Annotated in this window: 17 protein-coding genes and 1 other RNA gene; 10 read left to right on the top strand and 8 right to left on the bottom strand. The window is 45.7% G+C overall.

Annotation, left to right across the window (positions count from 1 at the left end):
- Positions 1 to 392: 392 nt before the first annotated feature.
- The 4 genes from dcuC to ACYQ4O_RS07935 all read left to right on the top strand — a co-directional run bounded on the left by dcuC (position 393) and on the right by ACYQ4O_RS07935 (position 4,335).
- A complete protein-coding gene (gene dcuC, locus ACYQ4O_RS07950) occupies positions 393 to 1,658 on the top strand; it encodes a C4-dicarboxylate transporter DcuC (protein ID WP_460175261.1) in 1,266 nt (421 codons plus the stop codon).
- A 12-nt stretch (positions 1,659 to 1,670) separates the two neighbouring features.
- On the top strand, positions 1,671 to 2,918 hold the full coding sequence (locus tag ACYQ4O_RS07945) for a M20/M25/M40 family metallo-hydrolase (protein ID WP_308514784.1): 1,248 nt from the start codon (positions 1,671 to 1,673) through the stop codon (positions 2,916 to 2,918).
- 152 nt (positions 2,919 to 3,070) lie between these two features.
- Positions 3,071 to 3,487 carry a cyclophilin-like fold protein gene (locus tag ACYQ4O_RS07940; protein ID WP_460175260.1) on the top strand — a complete coding sequence of 139 codons (417 nt, stop codon included), beginning with the start codon at positions 3,071 to 3,073 and terminating at the stop codon, positions 3,485 to 3,487.
- 5 nt (positions 3,488 to 3,492) lie between these two features.
- Complete coding sequence (locus tag ACYQ4O_RS07935; protein ID WP_308515096.1) at positions 3,493 to 4,335, top strand: DUF3737 family protein; 843 nt, start codon at positions 3,493 to 3,495, stop codon at positions 4,333 to 4,335.
- 35 nt (positions 4,336 to 4,370) lie between these two features.
- On the opposite strand, the gene ACYQ4O_RS07930 is transcribed toward ACYQ4O_RS07935, so the two are convergent.
- Positions 4,371 to 4,535, bottom strand: coding sequence for a hypothetical protein (locus ACYQ4O_RS07930; RefSeq protein WP_308515098.1), 165 nt, complete (start codon positions 4,533 to 4,535; stop codon positions 4,371 to 4,373).
- Positions 4,536 to 4,602: 67 nt separating this feature from the next.
- Between ACYQ4O_RS07930 and ACYQ4O_RS07925 the strand changes: the two genes are divergently transcribed.
- Positions 4,603 to 5,160, top strand: a complete 558-nt coding sequence (locus ACYQ4O_RS07925) for a flavodoxin (protein ID WP_308515100.1) — start codon at positions 4,603 to 4,605, stop codon at positions 5,158 to 5,160.
- 35 nt (positions 5,161 to 5,195) lie between these two features.
- Here ACYQ4O_RS07925 and ACYQ4O_RS07920 read toward each other — a convergent pair whose 3' ends face one another.
- From ACYQ4O_RS07920 to ACYQ4O_RS07890, 7 genes are all read right to left on the bottom strand, one after another.
- Positions 5,196 to 6,851, bottom strand: a complete 1,656-nt coding sequence (locus ACYQ4O_RS07920) for a M20/M25/M40 family metallo-hydrolase (RefSeq protein ID WP_308515102.1) — start codon at positions 6,849 to 6,851, stop codon at positions 5,196 to 5,198.
- 64 nt (positions 6,852 to 6,915) lie between these two features.
- Complete coding sequence (locus ACYQ4O_RS07915; RefSeq protein WP_308515104.1) at positions 6,916 to 8,304, bottom strand: MATE family efflux transporter; 1,389 nt, start codon at positions 8,302 to 8,304, stop codon at positions 6,916 to 6,918.
- 17 nt (positions 8,305 to 8,321) lie between these two features.
- A complete protein-coding gene (locus tag ACYQ4O_RS07910; RefSeq protein ID WP_460175259.1) occupies positions 8,322 to 10,055 on the bottom strand; it encodes an ArnT family glycosyltransferase in 1,734 nt (577 codons plus the stop codon).
- Positions 10,056 to 10,153: 98 nt separating this feature from the next.
- Entirely contained in the window at positions 10,154 to 10,450 is a 297-nt protein-coding gene (locus ACYQ4O_RS07905) for a type B 50S ribosomal protein L31 (protein ID WP_066593479.1), read from the bottom strand.
- A 283-nt stretch (positions 10,451 to 10,733) separates the two neighbouring features.
- The gene (rho, locus tag ACYQ4O_RS07900; protein WP_066593477.1) at positions 10,734 to 11,996 is read right to left on the bottom strand and encodes a transcription termination factor Rho; all 1,263 of its coding nucleotides are present in this window, start codon (positions 11,994 to 11,996) and stop codon (positions 10,734 to 10,736) included.
- 94 nt (positions 11,997 to 12,090) lie between these two features.
- The gene (gene trxA / locus ACYQ4O_RS07895) at positions 12,091 to 12,411 is read right to left on the bottom strand and encodes a thioredoxin (protein ID WP_308515109.1); all 321 of its coding nucleotides are present in this window, start codon (positions 12,409 to 12,411) and stop codon (positions 12,091 to 12,093) included.
- Positions 12,412 to 12,632: 221 nt separating this feature from the next.
- On the bottom strand, positions 12,633 to 13,805 hold the full coding sequence (locus tag ACYQ4O_RS07890) for an MFS transporter (protein WP_460175258.1): 1,173 nt from the start codon (positions 13,803 to 13,805) through the stop codon (positions 12,633 to 12,635).
- A 186-nt stretch (positions 13,806 to 13,991) separates the two neighbouring features.
- On the opposite strand from ACYQ4O_RS07890, the gene ffs reads away from it, so the two are divergent.
- The 5 genes from ffs to ACYQ4O_RS07865 all read left to right on the top strand — a co-directional run bounded on the left by ffs (position 13,992) and on the right by ACYQ4O_RS07865 (position 18,545).
- Positions 13,992 to 14,087: signal recognition particle sRNA small type (gene ffs, locus ACYQ4O_RS07885), an RNA gene on the top strand.
- Positions 14,088 to 14,211: 124 nt separating this feature from the next.
- A complete protein-coding gene (gene dnaX, locus ACYQ4O_RS07880; protein ID WP_460175257.1) occupies positions 14,212 to 16,218 on the top strand; it encodes a DNA polymerase III subunit gamma/tau in 2,007 nt (668 codons plus the stop codon).
- A gap of 34 nt (positions 16,219 to 16,252) precedes the next feature.
- On the top strand, positions 16,253 to 16,561 hold the full coding sequence (locus ACYQ4O_RS07875; protein ID WP_066595809.1) for a YbaB/EbfC family nucleoid-associated protein: 309 nt from the start codon (positions 16,253 to 16,255) through the stop codon (positions 16,559 to 16,561).
- Positions 16,562 to 16,565: 4 nt separating this feature from the next.
- Complete coding sequence (gene recR / locus ACYQ4O_RS07870; RefSeq protein WP_308515148.1) at positions 16,566 to 17,177, top strand: recombination mediator RecR; 612 nt, start codon at positions 16,566 to 16,568, stop codon at positions 17,175 to 17,177.
- A 327-nt stretch (positions 17,178 to 17,504) separates the two neighbouring features.
- Positions 17,505 to 18,545: an ABC transporter substrate-binding protein gene (locus ACYQ4O_RS07865; RefSeq protein ID WP_066593468.1), complete on the top strand. Its 1,041-nt coding sequence runs from the start codon at positions 17,505 to 17,507 to the stop codon at positions 18,543 to 18,545.
- The last annotated feature ends 26 nt before the right edge of the window (positions 18,546 to 18,571 follow it).

The raw sequence follows: 18,571 nt of genomic DNA, 5'->3' as shown, positions 1-18,571 counted from the left end.
TCACATGGTGGAATTCGGGCCAGGCTCACATGAACCTGACCATCAAGAACCGCCGTTTTGCCAGATTAGGGTTGTATTCTCTCCGCTTTATGGCGATTTGTTAGTGAAGCGCCCACTACGGAACCGTACGGTGGGTGCTGTGAGAGGGGGACCGGGCAACCCAACCCTCTACTCGATTTTTTTCGAGATTCGTTTCAGTATTATGAAAGTCGTTTTTGGAATATAGAAAATTAATTATTAAAAAAAGTCAAGGACAAAACAAAATTTCTCCCAAAAAAGGCATTTTTTCTCAGGATAAAGCTCTATATCGACTGAAGAAATATCGGTCTATACTCCTTCGTGATACTCAACCAATAAGACGTTAACAACTTTTTTACTCAAGGAGAAAGGAAATGACCTGGACATTCTGGGTCGCTATTGCCGTTGTAATAGCGACAGTTTACGCATTGATTAAGAGATACGAAACAAGATTAGTGCTCTTAACTTCCGGTTTCGTAATGGCTTTTATCTCATTGCAGCCAATGGTGGCATTCAAGCAGTTTGATAAGTCTATGACAAACGGCAGCTTGATCATCGCAATCTGCTCTGCTTTAGGTTTTGCTGCAGTTATCTCATTAACAAAATGTGATATTCATCTTGTAAGCCTCTTAATGAAGCCTTTGAAGAAATTAGGTCTCTTCTTATTGCCGGCTTGTATGATCGTCACAAGCGTGATTTCTACAGCTATCCCATCTATGGCTGGGTTAAGTGCCGCTGTAGGTCCGACAATGATTCCTATCATGATTAGAGCTGGCTTCAGACCTGCAATGGCCGCGGCTGCTGTCGGCGGATGCATGATGCCCGCATATTTGAACCCTGGCGTTTCTCATAACCCGTTTATCTCTAAGCTGGCTTCCATGGATATCATGGAATTCATCGGCGCCCATGCTTCAACCACTGTAACGCTAGGGTTAATCAGCATTATCTGCATTACGATTACTTGCTTTGTACTGGGTGACTTCTCTAAGGCTGCTGCCAATACTCAGCAGGCAATTGAAAAAGCATCCAACGAAGTTGAACATCCGAACATTCTTTTCGCAATTGCTCCTATCGTTCCTGTCGTTCTCTTGGTTGTTGCTTCTATCTGGTTCAAAGAACTGAAGATGTCCGTCGCAACAGCTATGTTGATCGGTACTTTCTACGCACTTGCCGTTACACGTTCCAACCCTGAAGAAGTAACTAAGAAGTTCTTCGCCGGTATGGGTAATGGCTATGCCAAGATTTTAGGTATCATCATTGCCGCTGGTGTCTTCGCCGCTGGTTTGCGCGCAGCTGGCGTCATCGAAGTGTTCGTTAACTATCTGACCCACGCCAATGAAGTTGCAAAACTCGGTGGTTCCATCGGACCATTCGCATTAGCAGTCTTGACCGGCTCCGGCGACGCTGCAGCTTTTGCTTTCAACGAAGCTGTTACACCTCACGCTGCTAAATTCGGTATGCAGATTGATAACTTAGGTTACTTAGCTATGATGGCTGCCGGTATCGGCCGTCAGGCTTCTCCGTTAGCCGGCGGTATCATTCTTCTTTCCGGTATTGCAGCTGTTTCTCCTGTTGAAGTAGTTAAGAGAACTGCTCCTGCAGCTGTGGTGATGTTAATCTCTGTGTACTTCTTGTGCTAAAAAGGAAGACTTATGACAAATCATCCTCCTATTCTTGAACAGTACACAAATACTATTGCTGCTCTTCTGAAGAATAACCAAGTCGAAAAAGCCTTAGGCTGCATTCAGGACCAAACTGAATTGGCAATGCAGGAACAAGTCGATTTGTGCGAAATCAGCGCTCCTACTTTCCAAGAAGAAAAGAGAGCTGACGAATTGGTTAAACGCATGAAACAGTACGGTCTTACAGATGTCTGTAAAGACGGCATTGGAAATGTGCTTGGACGCCGTAAAGGCAAAACCGGAGCTAAAACGATTGCTATCGGCGCTCATATGGACTCAGTCTTTCCGGCCGAAACCGATGTTAAGGTTCGCCGTGAAGGAAATGTCTATTGGGCCCCTGGTATCGGTGATAACTGCTCCGGCTTAAGAGCACTTCTTCAGGTCTTGAGAGCTTTGAATGAAGCCAATATCGAAACTGATGAAGACATTCTGTTTGTTGGCACTGTAGGCGAAGAGGGCAACGGAGATATCCGCGGTTCTAAGTTCTTGTGTGCTAATACCAAATTAGACGCCTTTATCGCTGTCGATAGCACGGATGTCGGCCGCGTTCTTCGTGGAGCTGTCGGTTCTCACCGTTGGAGAATTGCAGTGGATGGTCCCGGAGGCCATTCATTTGCAGAATTTGGAAAGACTCCGAGTGCTATTCATGCAGTTTGCCGTGCAGGTGCCGATATCGCCAAGATTGAAGTTCCGGAGGATCCGAAGACAACCTTTACTATCGGAACAATCAAGGGCGGTACAACAGTCAACACAATTGCTGCACATTGCGAAGTGGACGTAGATATTCGCAGCACGAGCAATACTGAATTGAAGAAGGTCGAAGACGCCGTTCTGGCAGCTTTTGAGAAAGCCGTTAAGGAAGAAAATGCAAGATGGCCGAATGCTTTGCCGGAAACTCACTTAAAGGTGACGACCACTCAAATCGGAAACCGTCCTGCAGGCTTGCGTCCGCATGATTGTCCTGTTCTTCAGTCTGCCCGCGCAGCCCAAAAAGCTTTGGGCATTGAATTGACGAACTACGGACTGTCTTCAACTGACGCTAACGCGGCGATGAGTTTGAATATTCCTTCAACTTGCCTTTGCTCCGGAGGAAAGGGGATTGGAGCTCATACTTTGAAAGAACATTTTGTTTTTGAAAAGACTGAACTTGGTCCGAAACTGATTCTTCTCACAGCACTGGCTTTGGCAGGAACAACAGACACTAAACCGCTTCTTTAAAGATAGCTAATCCAAGAAAAGGCCGCAGAATTTAACCTCTGCGGCCTTTTGGTAGTTATGCATAAAAATAATAAATACTATCTAAAATAAGTATTTCACATTCTTTGCAGGAAGTCCTAAAATTTTTTCATCCCTCCCCTATGGAGTTGAAAATGAAAACAATCAGATTATTGGTCACCCTGCTTGGTATTCTTATTTTTGGTAATAGTATGGCTGCAGAAATCTACTTGGAATGTGACGGAAAAGAATATTCTGTCAGCTTAAATGACAGTCAAGAAGCTAAAGAATTTTTAAAACAGCTTCCCCAAGAATTGAAGTTTGAGGATTACGGCGCTTTTGAGAGGATAGCGTACTTAACAAAAAAACTAACTCCGGCTGGCGCAGCAAATGGTTTTACTCCATTGACCGGAGATTTGACTTACTACGCTCCTTGGGGGAACCTCGCCGTATTTATCAAAGATTTTTGCCCCTCTACCGGTCTCTATTCTTTGGGAACCTTATCTCCGGAAGCTTTGAAAGCCATAAAGGAATCGGGAAGCAGAAAGGTAAGATTTTTTTCAAAGGATTAATCCTAATGTTGAACCATGAAATAAACGGAAAAAGCTTTGACATGGAAAGAGCTCTGTGCAAGTTGGAAGACACGGCTCTGAGAAACTGTATTTTTGCCGGACCGACCGATGGAGAGTCTCCGCTTAAACATCCTCAAAACATTTTGGTTGAGAACTGTTCCTTCTCCTTGAGATATCCGCTCTGGCATGCTGATCGATTTGAGCTATGGAAGTGCAGTCTTGATGAGAGGGCAAGAGCTGGCCTTTGGTACTGTTTTAACGGCAAAATTTTAGATTCTGTTTTAGGAGGCATCAAAGCTCTTCGCGACTGCCAGAACATTCTCTTAGAGCGTTGCCTTATCAACTCTCCTGAGTTTGGCTGGAAGTGCAGAGGAATTACAGTAAACGATTCGACTTTGGAAGCCGAGTATGTGTTCTTGGATACTCAAGATTTGTACTTGAAGAATGTGAAGCAGAAAGGCAAATATTCCTTCCAATACTGCCGGGATATCGTTATTGAAGACTCTGTTTTAGATACCAAAGACGCCTTCTGGCATAGCGAAAACGTCACGGTAAGAAACTCCGTAGTTAAAGGCGAATACCTCGGTTGGTTTTCTACTAATCTGGTTTTGGAAAACTGTGAAATAGAAGGAACTCAGCCGCTGTGCTTTGCAAAGGATCTTATTCTTAAGAATTGCACGATGAAAAACACCGATCTTGCATTTGAAGAATCATCGGTACGTGCTGAAATCCGTGGCTCGGTTCTTTCCGTTAAGAATCCGCTGTCAGGTTCGATTCTTGCCGATGATTACGGAGAAATCATTGAAGAAGAGCCCGGCCGTGCGTCAATTCTAAAGAGAAAAGAATAACTCTGAAGTTAATAATTACTTCTTCCTGTTCAATCTCAAAGAGGCACAGAAAGAAGTCTTCCGGCTGACGGAGTCAGCAAGCGGTTGCGTAAATTCACATTCATCTCATTTGTAAGACGAAGGATGTGAATTTGGCTTAAATCAAAAGTCGTTTTTAGACGGAGCTGCTGGCCTACGTTAACTCTTCCAAATAAAGACATTAGGCATTTGCCTGATGATGGAGAACTTTTACCTTTTTTCTGAGTAACTCAAGTCAAAGAGAAAATTATGTTGAAGCGAAGACAAGTGATAGGAACGGTTTTTTCAGCGGCGGCTCTAAGCATTCTTCCAGTGTCCGCACAAAACGTCCGCAAAGGAATAATCGTTGTGTACTCGAGAACCGGAAATACTTTCGGTCTAGCTCAAAGAATCCACGAAAAGACAGGATATCCGATAATCCGTTTAGAGCTCGTTAAACCATACGCTGAAAACTACAATGACATGACCTATTTGGCAAGAGATGAGATTCGTTCGGATGCACGAAGAGAAATTGCTACAAAAATTCCGGACCTGAGCGGCTATACAGACATCTACGTCGGCGGTCCATACTGGTGGGGCGGCTTAGATGTTCCAATGAGAACTTTTCTCAAAGATCATCCGTTAGATGGCAAACGAATTCATCCTTTCATCACTTCCGGCAGTTCAAGTCCGAGAGGCGCCATAGAAGATATCAGAAGGCTCTGCCCAAAGGCAACAATCGAGCCGCATTTCTACAGCTCGAGTTCTGAAGTTTCCTCAGCCTTGAACAAGCTGGATAAATGGATTGAAGAGTCTCTCAAAGGTTAAATAACATCCTGAGCTCAAGAATTCCACAACTGGAGTTAGCTTAATTTCTCAATGGCAAATCTAAGCAGCTCTGGTGCGGTTCTTAAAGAATAATCCAGCTCAAGTCTTTCGGTCATCTTATGAGCATCTTTGCCGGAAGGGCCTAAATTAGCAATTGGAATGCTTAGCTCCGTTAACTCTTGAATGGGAATCCAAAAAGTTTCGCCCCATCCCGGAAGATTATCCGCAATGAATTCTAAGTCTTTGGGAGTTCCTTCATATCCAAGATAGGACAAATCAGTGATGCCTCCGAATACCTCTATGAAAGTGCTGTCGGAATCGGCCGCCAAATGATTACTCTTGGCAATCACTTCAAGAAGGAGGTCTTTGATTCTACTTTCTTTTTCATTCCTTCTCTTATTAATTCTCGGCGGATAATAGGGCGGAAGAAAACCAACTACAATTTGAGGCTCACTTGAATGACTCAAAGAGATAATCGCTTCAGTGATTCGGATGGCTTGTTCCCGTTCATCGAAAGAATCTTGTCTCGATGACAGTTCTTTCTTTAACGTCCGATCGAAGGTTTCGTTGTCTTTAAACTGAGCCCTAACTTTATTCAGAAGTTCGGAATAGCTGAGAACTTTTATCTTCGGAAGGGGGCTCGATGTTCCTCCTCTTCGAATAAAAGTTTCTTCGGATGTCTTTAAAGTTTCTAAAGTTGAACTTGCGGCATCTTGGGCAAGCCCCACGCAGAAGGATAAGATTTCTTGAGGAGTTTTTTCTATAGTTAGAAGATTGAAATAGCAAACGGTTCTTTCAGGGAGCGTGACTGAATAACCGTTTCTTCTAATTTCGAAGCCCAGACAGGTAGGAGGAGAAAGAAGCCAACTACCTTGTCCTTCAAGGAAGGCCGGATTCGCTTCCATCTTCGTCACGATTTCTGAAGCTAAGAGAACCGAGTTGAGGCCTTGAAAGTAATCGTTGACGTGCGCTGCCTTCCCGACGCAGTAAAAGAAAGGCATGATTTTTCCCGTTGTGCCGGTGTAATAGGGACGGAATGATTGGCCCGATGCATTGGGAGTGGTCCGGAAACAAGGTTCTCCGGTAAAAGCGGCGAGGACATCCAGTTTCTTTTCTTTGATAAAGGAATTTAGTTTGCGGATAGTGCCTCGCATGCCGGCACTACTGTTCTCTTCATCAGGTACGGCTAGAAACAAGAGATTGACTCCGCAGCCGGATTCTGCATATTCTTTGATCATGGCCAGAAAGAGAGCAAGTCCTCCCTTCATATCCATGACGCCGCGTCCAAAAAGCCAATTCCCAGAATGTAAATCTTTTTTAGCTTCCGGATTAAGCGAACGCTCTCGTAGGAGCTCTGTATACAAGTCCGGTTCAAATGCCTGAGATTTGAGCTCTCCGCAAACATCGGTAGCGACGACATCAAAGTGTCCGGTAAGCAAAATCGTACGCCTCTGAGATTGCGGAGAAGAAAGAAAACCGAGAACAGCTTTTCGATTCCAAGGATCTTTTTCGCAAGGAATTAGTTTTGCTTCTATTGTCTGCGGAGAGGCCGGTTTAATAGACGAGAGATAGTTAAAAGTAAACTCTGCGCATTCATTTTCCTTTTCTGCGTCAGTCGAAACGGAAGCAATTGCACAGAGCTGTTTAGTCAGGAGAAGTATTTCTTCCTTTAAAGCTAATTTGTTGTCCACTTTTTCCTCCTCAGATTTTTCTGATTTTAAGGAAAAAAGCGGACTCAGCTATGAGGAAATTGATTTATTTAAGCCAGACCTTTTTACCTTTAACAGTATTGTTTGCAACCATGACGGCGAGGAATCCGACAACAATACCCGACATCGTCAAACCAATCGTGATAGCACTCCAATAGCCTCTGGCGCCAAGCGGTGCGGCGGTTAATGTATCGGTAAACGTCAAAAGACTTCCTAATCCTAAGCCGATGCCCCAAAGCAATACTCCGTATAGAACCATTGGAGCAACCGTGATGCGATACCCTCTCATGGCAAAAGACCCAATGCAGTTAATGGCGTCAAAGACGTGATAGAACGCGGCAAAAGGAATCAAGAGTGCTGAGATGGCAATGACAGAGGTATTGTCTGTATAGAGTTCTACAAAGAAATATTTGAAGAAATATAGAATCAATGAAACGACAATCGCACAGCAGATGCCGAATTTTAGACAATTAAACGTAGCTCTCCGTGCAGACTCCGCGCTTCCTGCTCCAAGACTCTGTGAGACCAAAACAGAAGCGGTTACGCCGATGGAGAGCGGAAGCATATAGAAAAGAGAAGTTAAATTAGCAACAATCTGGTGACCCGAAACTGTAACCTCTCCTAAACGGGAAATAAAAATTGTCATGAACGTGAATGACGTCACTTCAAAGAATGCCGACAGACCGATAGGAATGCCGAGCTTAAGCTGAGCCGCCATGATCTTCCAATTCGGCAATGAGAACGTTTCCGATCTCATGCGGACATAGAAACTGTCGAAATGCCAAATCCCCCAGAATAATAAGAGGGTGAGCCAAGAAGTAAGGGCAGAGGAGACTGCACATCCGGCGCCTCCTAATGCAGGGATCGGTCCCCAACCGTACATGAAAAGGGCATTAAAGGGAGCTTTTAACGCCAGCATTAGCAGGGAAATCCACATAGCAATCTTCGGACGTGACACTGCAGCATTCAACGCCAAGTAAGCACGTCCAGCCATGGCTCCGGGAAGTCCAATCGCATTGATAATGAGGTATAGGGAAGCAATCTTTGCCGTCTCGCCTTGTGCATTGGTCAAACTCATCCATAACGGCGTATACGTCATAACTAAAACGCCGATGATGGACAGAAAAACGGCAATCCAAAGAGTCTGGTGGAGTTCGGGGCCGATTTTTTCGTGTTTGCCGGCGCCTAAATGGTGAGCTGCAATTGGTGACAAACCTTGCATAATTCCCACTAAACCGACAAAGATTGAGATAGAAACGGCAATACCGATGGCAACACCGGCAAGATCCGTAGGACCTAAGTGACCGGCCATCAAAGTATCGATGGTGCTTCCGCCGACAATTGCTAAATTGGAAACCCAAATAGGCGCGGAAAGCTTGATAATGGACCAATACGAAGTCGATGGCGGCGTTAATCGTGTCGGTGTAACGGACATAAAACTTAAATCAGTATCTAGAAAGGCAAACGTTTGAGAAGCTGATATCGCTCGTCGGAACGGGGACGGCCCGGAACGTTGGTAAGAACTTCCCATTTATCGGTTACGGCACCGGCGGGAGAGCCGCCGAAATCGATTGTCTTTAGTGCGAAAGTGCACTGCTGACCTGGTTTTCCAAACGGAAGATTGGCCAAAGCGTAGAACGCGGCACGATCCGAACTGGATAGGTTAATGGCTTCAATGCAGTCGCCCGGTTTGCTGTTGGCATCAAAAGTTGTCTTGATGGCGGCAACCGTGTATTCCATGGTTCTTGCGCCGTTGAAAATCGGCAGGAAAAGTGAACAAACTACAATAGCAGAGGCTGTCAAACCGCAGGCAGAAAGCCAAGTTCCTCTCCATGCAACCACCGGATGCTTAAATAGTCTCCAGCCGACGACAGCAAGCCAGAAAAGAGTAGCGGCAGCTGCGATTGCTAACAGCAGATACGATGTTCCCGGGGTAACAGCAGGAGCAAGTCGGCGCAAAGAATAAGCCATCTTAGCAAAGTAGCCTGTCGTCCAAGCAAAGTAGTAAATCCAAACGACAATGAGGCCGATGGTAAAGACAATGCCGGAGAACAAATCCAAAATGTTTTCTTTGCTCTTTTTAACGCTGATAATCCCGAAACCTGCTAACACGGCAAGCGATGGAACCAAACAGTACATCGTGGTTCTCGGTTCCAGCCCGGTAAAGAGGATGGAGAACAAAGAAATCGAAAGAAAGCTAAGTGGAACGGAGATTGGTGCACACTTAAGGCTGCCTCTCCATGCGAATACTGCCCAAATGGCAAACGGCCAAGCCGGGAATGTTATCCATGCCATATTCTTTAACAGCCATGGATATTGAGTAATAGATAGAAGAGAAAACTCTTTCGTGCTGGAATGGAGCCAGTTGGTAAACCAGACGGAGGCTTGGTCCGGTACAAAAATGAATACAAATGCAGGCCAAATACAAGTAACGATAAGAGCCGTCACGAAAGTAGTGAGAACGCGTTTTGAGCGGCTGGTATAGTCCGGGGTAAAGATGTAGGCTACCCAAGTCGCAAATGCAAGCCAGATGCTGGCTCCGATAGTCGTTGTTAGGGCGCCGAGGCCGATGCCCAGGCCTGCTAAAAGAGAGCCTCTCTTAAGATCTTCAAGGCTGAGAACAATACCGAAGAAACAAATAGACGCTACAGCCAGAAGGGTAGTTGTCGGAGAAATTTCATGAAAAGGCTCTAACAAGCCGTAAGTACCGATTGTGATCAACAGAGTAATATCCGCCACGACACGACCGTAGTCTTTTCTGGCGGCTTCGCCTCCGAAGGCAAAACTGACGGGTTGAGCTTCGTCTCTCCGGGCTAAAAGATATGTGGAATACCAGATGCAGGCGGTAATAATGGCAAACCAAAGGCCGGAGGTTAGATGAAAAGCACGAACCGGACCGATAATTTGACCAAAAGTTAAGATGCACAATGAACTGACCCAAGAAGTGAGAGGGCCGGTGTCATAAATATACTGGCCTGTGATGTTCGGGATAAGCCAGTCGGACAGGCTGCCGTTGACCATCGTCCAGGCAATGCCGAAACTAGTGAGATTTTTACTCCCTAACAGCTGAGGCGATAAGAGGAAGGGAGCGATGAAACAGATTAAGAGTGCTAGTAAAGCATACCGAGGCAGTTTATGTGCCGCGGCAGCGCTCACAACAGCTGGAGAAGAGCGTTCACTGAGCATATGACTCGAATCTCACAAGTTAAGAATATATAAATTACTAACTATATATAAAAAATAAGGCAGCCGTAGCTACCTTATCGGAACTTTCCGCCGCTAAATTACTTCTTAGCTTTGGCTGCCTTAGCCTGCTCAGCAGAAGCGTTGAGAGCGGCATTCTTAGCAGCAAATTTCTGACGGAATTTTTCTACACGGCCGGCTTCGACGATACGTGTCTGAGCACCGGTGTAGAAAGGATGAGACTCGCTGGATGTATCGAGCTTGACCTGAGGATATGTAACACCATCGATTTCGATTGTTTCACGGGCATCAGCTGTGGAGCGGATGATGAAAGTCTTGCCGATGGACATGTCTGTGAAGGCAACTTCACGATACTGCGGATGAATATTGGTTTTCATTGTTAACCTTAAATAAATCGGTCGCCACTCGCCTTACGAAACCGCTGACCATTGCCAGTCTTACGCTAGGTATGCCAGAACGTGCCTAAAATGAATAAAAACAAACGCGAATTATCTCTCTTTCCTGGAAAAAAGGCAAGTTTAAAAACAGAGTTTCGCAGAGAAAAATCAAATTGATAAGAAAAATTGAAGCGGCTGTCGGGGCCGAATTCCTTTGGTCCTCTGCAGAATTTGTTCCAAAATAAAAAGCTGGAACACATCAGTTCCAGCCTTTGGTATTCAATTAACCTCGTCTGCCCATCATTTCAAAGAATTCGGCATTGTTCTTAGTTGGTTTCATACGGTCAACCAAGAATTCCATAGCCTGGATTTCATCCATTTCGTAAAGAATCTTACGAAGGATCCAAGTTTTCTGCAGAACTGATGGTTCAAGAAGAAGTTCTTCACGGCGTGTACCGCTCTTACGGACGTTAATAGCCGGATAAACACGTTTTTCGGAAAGGTTGCGGTCAAGATGGATTTCCATGTTGCCGGTACCTTTAAATTCTTCATAGATAACATCATCCATTCTGCTGCCGGTTTCGTTAAGAGCCGTAGCAATAATGGTGAGGGAACCGCCTTCTTCTAATTTACGGGCGGCGCCGAGAATGCGTTTCGGTCTTTGAAGAGCATTGGCATCCACGCCGCCGGTTAAAACCTTGCCGGAAGTTGGGACAACGGTGTTGTAGGCGCGGGCCAAACGTGTAATGGAGTCGAGAAGAATGACAACGTCTTTTTTGCTTTCTGCCAAGCGTTTGGCTTTTTCGATAACCATCTCGGCCACTTGAACGTGACGGGTTGCGGGCTCATCGAAAGTGGACGCAATAACTTCGCCCTTAACTGAACGTTCCATTTCCGTAACTTCTTCCGGACGTTCATCAATCAGAAGAACCATTAGAACAACATCCGGATAGTTGGCGGTAATAGCATGTGCGATGTGCTGCATCAAGACTGTTTTACCGCTCTTCGGAGAAGCCACTAAAAGAGCGCGCTGGCCTTTACCGATCGGCGCAATGATGTCGATGATTCTGCCGGTGAGATTTTCTTCGCTTCTAATATCTCTTTCAAGTTTCAGAGGCTCATCAGGGAATAACGGAGTCAAGTTCTCGAAAAGAATTCTATGCTTGAGCTCTTCCGGAGGAAGACCGTTTACTTTATCGACTTTAACTAACGCAAAGTAGCGTTCTCCGTCTTTTGGCGTTCTGACTTCACCTTCAACTGTGTCGCCTGTATGCAGATTGAAGCGGCGTATTTGAGAAGGGGAGATGTAAATGTCGTCAGGACTGGCGAGATAGGAAGAAACCGGAGAACGTAAAAAACCGAAGCCGTCCGGTAAAACTTCTAAGGTACCGTCACCAAAAATTTGTTCACCAGCCTTTGCTCTTTTTTTCAAGATTGCAAACATTAATTCTTGTTTGCGAAGACGGCTGGCATTTTCAACATCTAATTCCAAAGCAATGTCTAATAGCTCGGAAACGTGTTTCTGCTTGAGTTCTGAAAGATGCATTATCTGAAACGAAATCCACAGATAGATTTCGAGGTGTTGTTAAAAGGAAGGGAGTGTTGCGGCTTAATAGAGAACTTAAGCCGCAGGCAGGATTTTATACGAATTGTTTTAAGAAAGCGGCAAATTGAGCAGAATTCATCATGCCGGCTTGCTGGGCGAGGAGCTGGCCGTCTTTATAAACGGCAAGAGTAGGAATACCACGTACTCCGAGTTGCTGAGCAACGCTTTGGGATTCGTCAACATTGTATTTAACGATCTTGACGTGTTCCGGCAGAGTTTCTGCTGCTTTTTCAAGAACTGGTCCTAACATACCGCATGGACCGCACCACGGAGCCCAAAAATCAACTACTACAACGCCTTTTGCATTCAAAACTTGGTCAACGTAGCTGGCGTCATCAACACTTTGTAAGCCCATAATTTATTTCCTTTTTTAAAAAAACTAAATAGGGTCAGCGAAGACTGGTTGTCCTCGGAGAGATAGGGTAATCCTAACACTGATATCAACCGACCCGTTTCCTGACTCCCCAACATGGGAGGCAGAGTGTTCTGCATAAATTAGCATACTTAGAAATACTACACGGTTCGTTTTTGTTTTTATTTATTAACGAAGTTGAAGAAATTAATCGCATTCTGTGCTCAGCGACCTGTCAGCTGATTCGTTCTTTTTCGGCTATAGAAAAAAATACTGACGAATAGAACGGCGGAAGCAAAACCTAGAACGCTGGCGGGGATGGCACATGTTATTGAGGAGTCTGAAACTTTGATAGCTTCTCCTCCCAGCCAAGCACCGATAGCGTTAGCGCTGTTATAAGCGACTTGACCAAGGGCGGCGATAATAATCTTCGCATCTTTAGTGCCTTGAATGATCAGAGCCTGCATCGGACCGGCTAAGAAGTAGTACCCGAATGCGGCTAATGCAAGGAAGAAGACGGCGGTGTACTTGTTTGCGGAAAAGAAGAGGGCGCATAAAGTTGCGATAACGATGAGAGTCTGCCCGAACGCTACTAGGGCTTCATCGCTGAACCGTTTGGTTAAAGGGGCAGAAGCCAGATTACCGAAGAACATGGCGCCCCCGGCAACAATCATCACTAATGTCATTTCTTCAGCAGGCAGGTGCGTAATGGTCTCCATAATTGGATCGGCATAAGAGTAATAAGCATAAAAACCGCCGCTGCCAAGCGCTACACCTCCCAAAATGATCCATGGCCACGGATGCTTGAGAGGTTCGATTTCTCGGGTGAGAGGCTGCTTTTTTACCGGGAGAGACGGAAGCCAAAAACAAAGGGCAACTATGAGAACGGCTGCAAGCGAAGCTATCCCTATAAAAATAAAGCGCCAGGAAAAAGCAAAGCCTACCCAGGCGCCCAAAGGAACTCCTAAAAAGTTTGCCGAAGTCTGCCCGAGGACCATCAAGGTAACATCTCGAGACGCTTTTCCCGGTTCGGCTAATCTTTCACAAGCAACGGCTCCTAGAGCAAAGGAAATCCCGTGAGGCATTCCGGAGACGAAGCGTGCTCCGAGCATCTCAATATCACTTTGCGCAAAGCTGGCGCCGAGATTTCCGCAAAGAATAAGACAGGCTGCGATTAATAAATTTATTTTTATATTAGCGTCCCGTCCGAAGAGCAGGAGGCCGATAATTCCGCCGCAGACGCCTGCAGCATAGGCCGAAACGTACAAACCGGCCTGAGGAATCGTCACATGAAGATCCCGGGCGATATCTGCAAGTACGGGAACAATTCCAAGCTCTGCCGCGCCGAGACAAAAGGTTCCGATAGCAAGTGCAGCGATGTGTTTATCAAAGGCCATCTCGATAATTTGTAAATAATTTTTCTTCCGATGTACTGTATCGGTCCTCGTCGAAGGTGTGGAAGAGAATCAATCTAATTCGGGAAAATGCCTTGGAGAGAAGAAGAAAAACGGAACGGAGAAGGAGATAAAAGTGAAATTTGAGCTGCACTTTCCTTTTTTTTGAATTCTGTTAGAATCTCGCTCTGCGGGCCCCCTCGCATGTGAATGTCGTGAACCTGGTCAGGTCGGGAACGAAGCAGCCATAACGATCCTAGCAGTGCCGAGGTGTGGTCCGCTTTTCGTTTTCTTTCCTTTTTCTTCGCTTGCATAGCGCTCAAATTCATCTAAAATTCTTCAATTCGGAACAGTTTTACCTCCTGCGAAACGATTTGGTTGCGAACCGAATCTTTAAGAGATTTTTTCCATGGCTTATCAGGTTTTAGCTAGAAAGTGGCGTCCACACGATTTTTCTACATTGATCGGGCAAGATCACGTTGTCCGTGCTTTGACTCATGCTTTGACAGAAAATCGTCTTCACCACGCTTATTTGTTTACGGGAACTCGCGGTGTAGGTAAAACAACAATCTCCAGAATTTTGGCCAAGTGTTTAAATTGTGTAGGAGAAGACGGGAAGGGCGGTATCACCGCTCATCCTTGCGGTGTGTGTGAGGCTTGCAGAGCCATTGATGAAGACCGTTTCGTGGACTATATCGAAATGGACGCGGCTAGTACGCGCGGTATTGACGATATGGTATCTCTCCTTGAAAGAGCGAAGTACGCACCTACAAATGCCCGTTTCAAAGTCTACATGATCGACGAAGTTCATCAGCTGACCACCCAGGCATTTAACGCCATGCTTAAAACCTTGGAGGAACCTCCCGAGTACGTCAAATTTATTTTGGCGACAACCGATCCGCAGAAGGTACCGGTTACCGTTCTTTCTCGCTGCCTGCAATTTAATCTTAAGAGCTTGTCTCCGATGTTAATTTCAGGACATATGGAAGAACTTCTTAAAAAGGAAGGATTCCCTTACGAGTTGCCGGCATTACGGATGTTGGCAACCGGAGCACGCGGTTCCATGCGCGACGGCTTGTCTTTATTGGATCAAGCCATAGCCTTCAGTGCCGGTAACCTGACCTTAGAAAACGTCAGAGAGATGCTGGGAACAATTGATTCAACAACCTTGATTCGATTGTTGGGAGCTTTAGCGAATCGAGACCCTGTTCAGGTCATGCAGGTGGCCGATGAGATTGGCGCCCGCAGCTTATCCTATACCCAGGCTCTCAAAGATATGGCATTGCTGTTCCATAGAATTTCTATGGTCCAAATGCTGCCTGCTTCTCTAAACCCGGAAGAACCGGACTCGGACGCTGTCAAATCTCTTGCTCAGGCTTTTGCACCCGATGAAGTTCAGCTCTACTATCAGATTGCTATCCATGCTAGAAACGAGATAAGTCTTGCTCCGGATGAATACTCTGGTTTCACAATGGCTTTAATGCGCATGATGGCATTTGCGCCTGCAGAAACCAAAAATTCGAAAAAACCGGTGGTTGCCCCGATGAAGGGACTGGAGGCCCCCGCTCCTCGGTCGCCGGAAGCTCCGGTTTCAACAGCTCCTGCGGCTGCGGCTCCTAAACCGGAAGCCCAAGTAGCATCTGTCTCTCCGGTGCCCCCTAAACCAACTTCGGTAATGTCCGTTCCGGTTGCGAGCAAAGATCCCGGAGATATTCCTCCTTGGGAAGAAAGTCCTGTGTTAACAGGCTCAAAAAAAAAATTAATTGAGGACAATTCTCCCGCTTCCGCTCCAACCCCGTCAGAGGAAAAGTCTGCGGTTTCAGCTCGAGGTTCTTCCCCGCAGCTTCAAGAGAGTCCGAAAGAACTTCTTCCGCAAGATGATCAAGATGATGTTCCTTGGTCCTATGATGATTATGTATCCGAGGGGGGAGCAGGAGAAAGCGGGGAAGATGAATATATTCCTCAGAAGAGAACCATCGTTCAGGAACGAGATGAGTTTGAAGGTGTGCCTGTTCAGATGAATCCGTGGCTCGAAGCTGCAAAAAAAATAAAGCTCATTGAATCTTCTCAGCCTTTAGTTGATCTGTCCGAACTCGAAAGTTTTGACGGGTCTAACATGGTTCTGACCACAACATTGGAAGCATTGACGCATGAGGAACATGTTTCAGCTCTGCAAAAGGAACTTCAGAAACATTTCGGCCCTCAGCTTCAGCTGAAAGTTAAATTTGTTTCCAAAGGAAAAGGGCAAACACTCAAAAGGCTCAGAAAGCAAGAATTCATAGAAGAAAAAATTGAAAAGTTGGATAGAATCTCGAAAACAAAATTAGTCAAAGAGATCTTGAATACTTTTGGTTCTACGATTTCGATTGACAATGTCACGTTGTATGACAAAAACGACACGCCCCGTGTTATTTGATTTAAAGGAAATATAAATGCGTAATTTCGGTGGAATGGGCCAGATGGGCCAAATGATGAAACAGGCTCAGATGATGCAAAACAACATCAAAAAAGCCCAGGAACTGTTAGCAACTATCGATGTTACCGGTGAAGCCGGCAACGGTGCCGTCAAGGTAACCATGAGCTGCAAGAATGTTTGCAAGAGAGTCGAAATTGATGACTCCCTCGTAGGCAGCGTTGAAGACAAAGATATGCTCGAAGATCTTTTGACTGCTGCTCTTAACGACACTCAAAAGAAAATCGAAGCTGAAGTTGAACAAAAAATGGCTGCTGCAACCGGCGGCATGAAGCTTCCTTTCTAATCTCGTGGCTTCAGTTAGTACCATAGAAGAGCTGATTGATTCTTTGCGGCAGCTGCCCGGCATCGGCCCGAAAGCTGCCCAGAGAATGGCTTATCAGCTTTTAACCTCTGATAAAGAAACGGCTTCTCGATTAGGCAATGCTTTGCTCAACGCGGTGAAGACCGTTAAGCGCTGCCCGCGCTGTAATAATCTGACCGATAAAGATATTTGCAAATATTGCTCCAGCATTCACAGAGATGATTCTCTTCTGTGCGTGGTTGAAAATGTTGCAGATATGATGGTCATTGAGCAAAGCTTATCTTGGAACGGCAGATACTTCATTTTGATGGGCCGTCTTTCACCTTTAAACGGCATCGGACCCAATGAGTTGGAGTTAGGCCATTTAATCGACAGAGCCTCTGAGCCTGAAGTTAAGGAAGTCGTAATTGCCACTTCTTTTACGGCCGAGGGGGAGGCAACTGCCCTTGCAATTACAGAATTGCTGGCAAAACATGCTCCACAGGTCAAAGTAACCCGTATTGCTAAAGGAATTCCCGCCGGTGCGGAGCTCGAATACACCGATGTCAATACGGTAGCTCAGGCGATGCTTAACCGTCGTATACGGGAAAATAATTAGTCAAACTTCTGAAAATCAATAAATTTCTAGGTATTCTGTTACTTAGTTAAACAAATTTATTGGATCTAAAAGTGAATCACACTATTGCGACAATGAGCAGCTCCGGAATGACCGCCGGCGCAGCTATGCCGTGTTTCGTGGGAAACACTGGCGTCGCATTTTCAATGAATTCTGTTTGCAGCGAAAACGGTTTGGGCCTTTTGCTAGGTTTGTTGCGACTTACTTTGCGCAAAAGACGGCTGTTTTTGTAATCCTAGTTGGAAATTGAAATAAAAAGTGGTAGCAGAAACAGTCCGTGAAAACGGACTTTTTTATTGAGGAAAAATTATGAAGTTCACTCGACGTACGATTATTGCAGCCGCAGCAGCCGGAACATTTGCCATGATGGCCCCTGGTATGAGCACTGCTTTTGCAGCAGAAAAAACTGACATCACCATTGCTGTTGGAGGAAAGAGCCTCTACTACTACTTGCCTTTGACAATTGCCGAACAGCTTGGTTATTTCAAAGATGAAGGCCTTAATGTCAAGATCGTCGACTTCCAAGGCGGTTCCCGTGCCCTTCAGGCAGTCGTGGGAGGCAGCGCGGACGTAGTATCCGGCGCATTCGAACACACAATTTCCATGCAGGCCAAGAAACAGGCGATGACCGCTTTCGTTCTTCAAGGCCGAGCTCCTCAGTTGGCAATGGTTGTTTCTACAAAGAAAATGCCGAATTACAAACAGCTTAGCGATCTGAAGGGCAAGAAAATCGGCGTAACCGCCCCTGGCTCTTCTTCTCAGATGGTAGCCAACTATATTTTGGCTAAAGGCGGCCTCGGTCCGAAAGATGTTGCCTTTATCGGCGTAGGTTCCTCCTCCGGTGCCGTTGCTGCTTTGAGAAGCGGTCAGATTGATGCTTTGATCAATTTGGATCCGGTTATCACTCTTCTTACTCGTAACGGCGACGCAAAAGTGGTGGCAGATACACGTAAAGTTGCTGAGTCCGAAAGCTTCTTCGGAGGCACTCTTCCAGCCGGATGCTTATATGCTCCGACTTCCTTCGTAGAAAAGAATCCGAAAGCAGTTCAAGCATTGACAAATGCTATTGTCCGCGCCGACGAATGGTTGTCTAAGGCCACTCCGGAAGATGTCGCAAAGGTTGTTCCTGAATCTTACTTGATGGGCAACAGGGATGTATATTTGGCAGGCTTCGAAGGCAACCGCGAAGCACTCTCTCCGGACGGTAAATTCCCGGAAGGCTGTGCAAATATCTCCTTGAACGCATTGAAGACTGTTAATGACAAAATTGATCCGGCCAAGATTGATTTAAGCAAGGTATATACCAATAAATTTGTTGAAGAAGCTTTGAAAAAATACCCTGCAAAATAATTAAGATATTGGGATCGCACCTGCGA

Source organism: Turicimonas sp. TL08 (assembly GCF_054660695.1).
Note: the sequence above shows the minus strand (reverse complement) of the source record. Positions and strands in the feature narration are given on the sequence as shown.

What these genes read in the sequence shown, in the direction of transcription:
- dcuC (WP_460175261.1), top strand. Translation starts at nt 393, where the DNA reads ATGACCTGGACATTCTGGGTCGCTATTGCCGTTGTAATAGCGACAGTT.
- ACYQ4O_RS07945 (WP_308514784.1), top strand. Translation starts at nt 1,671, where the DNA reads ATGACAAATCATCCTCCTATTCTTGAACAGTACACAAATACTATTGCT.
- ACYQ4O_RS07940 (WP_460175260.1), top strand. Translation starts at nt 3,071, where the DNA reads ATGAAAACAATCAGATTATTGGTCACCCTGCTTGGTATTCTTATTTTT.
- ACYQ4O_RS07935 (WP_308515096.1), top strand. Translation starts at nt 3,493, where the DNA reads ATGTTGAACCATGAAATAAACGGAAAAAGCTTTGACATGGAAAGAGCT.
- ACYQ4O_RS07930 (WP_308515098.1), bottom strand. Translation starts at nt 4,535, where the DNA reads ATGTCTTTATTTGGAAGAGTTAACGTAGGCCAGCAGCTCCGTCTAAAA.
- ACYQ4O_RS07925 (WP_308515100.1), top strand. Translation starts at nt 4,603, where the DNA reads ATGTTGAAGCGAAGACAAGTGATAGGAACGGTTTTTTCAGCGGCGGCT.
- ACYQ4O_RS07915 (WP_308515104.1), bottom strand. Translation starts at nt 8,304, where the DNA reads ATGTCCGTTACACCGACACGATTAACGCCGCCATCGACTTCGTATTGG.
- ACYQ4O_RS07910 (WP_460175259.1), bottom strand. Translation starts at nt 10,055, where the DNA reads ATGCTCAGTGAACGCTCTTCTCCAGCTGTTGTGAGCGCTGCCGCGGCA.
- ACYQ4O_RS07905 (WP_066593479.1), bottom strand. Translation starts at nt 10,450, where the DNA reads ATGAAAACCAATATTCATCCGCAGTATCGTGAAGTTGCCTTCACAGAC.
- rho (WP_066593477.1), bottom strand. Translation starts at nt 11,996, where the DNA reads ATGCATCTTTCAGAACTCAAGCAGAAACACGTTTCCGAGCTATTAGAC.
- trxA (WP_308515109.1), bottom strand. Translation starts at nt 12,411, where the DNA reads ATGGGCTTACAAAGTGTTGATGACGCCAGCTACGTTGACCAAGTTTTG.
- ACYQ4O_RS07890 (WP_460175258.1), bottom strand. Translation starts at nt 13,805, where the DNA reads ATGGCCTTTGATAAACACATCGCTGCACTTGCTATCGGAACCTTTTGT.
- dnaX (WP_460175257.1), top strand. Translation starts at nt 14,212, where the DNA reads ATGGCTTATCAGGTTTTAGCTAGAAAGTGGCGTCCACACGATTTTTCT.
- ACYQ4O_RS07875 (WP_066595809.1), top strand. Translation starts at nt 16,253, where the DNA reads ATGGGCCAGATGGGCCAAATGATGAAACAGGCTCAGATGATGCAAAAC.
- ACYQ4O_RS07865 (WP_066593468.1), top strand. Translation starts at nt 17,505, where the DNA reads ATGAAGTTCACTCGACGTACGATTATTGCAGCCGCAGCAGCCGGAACA.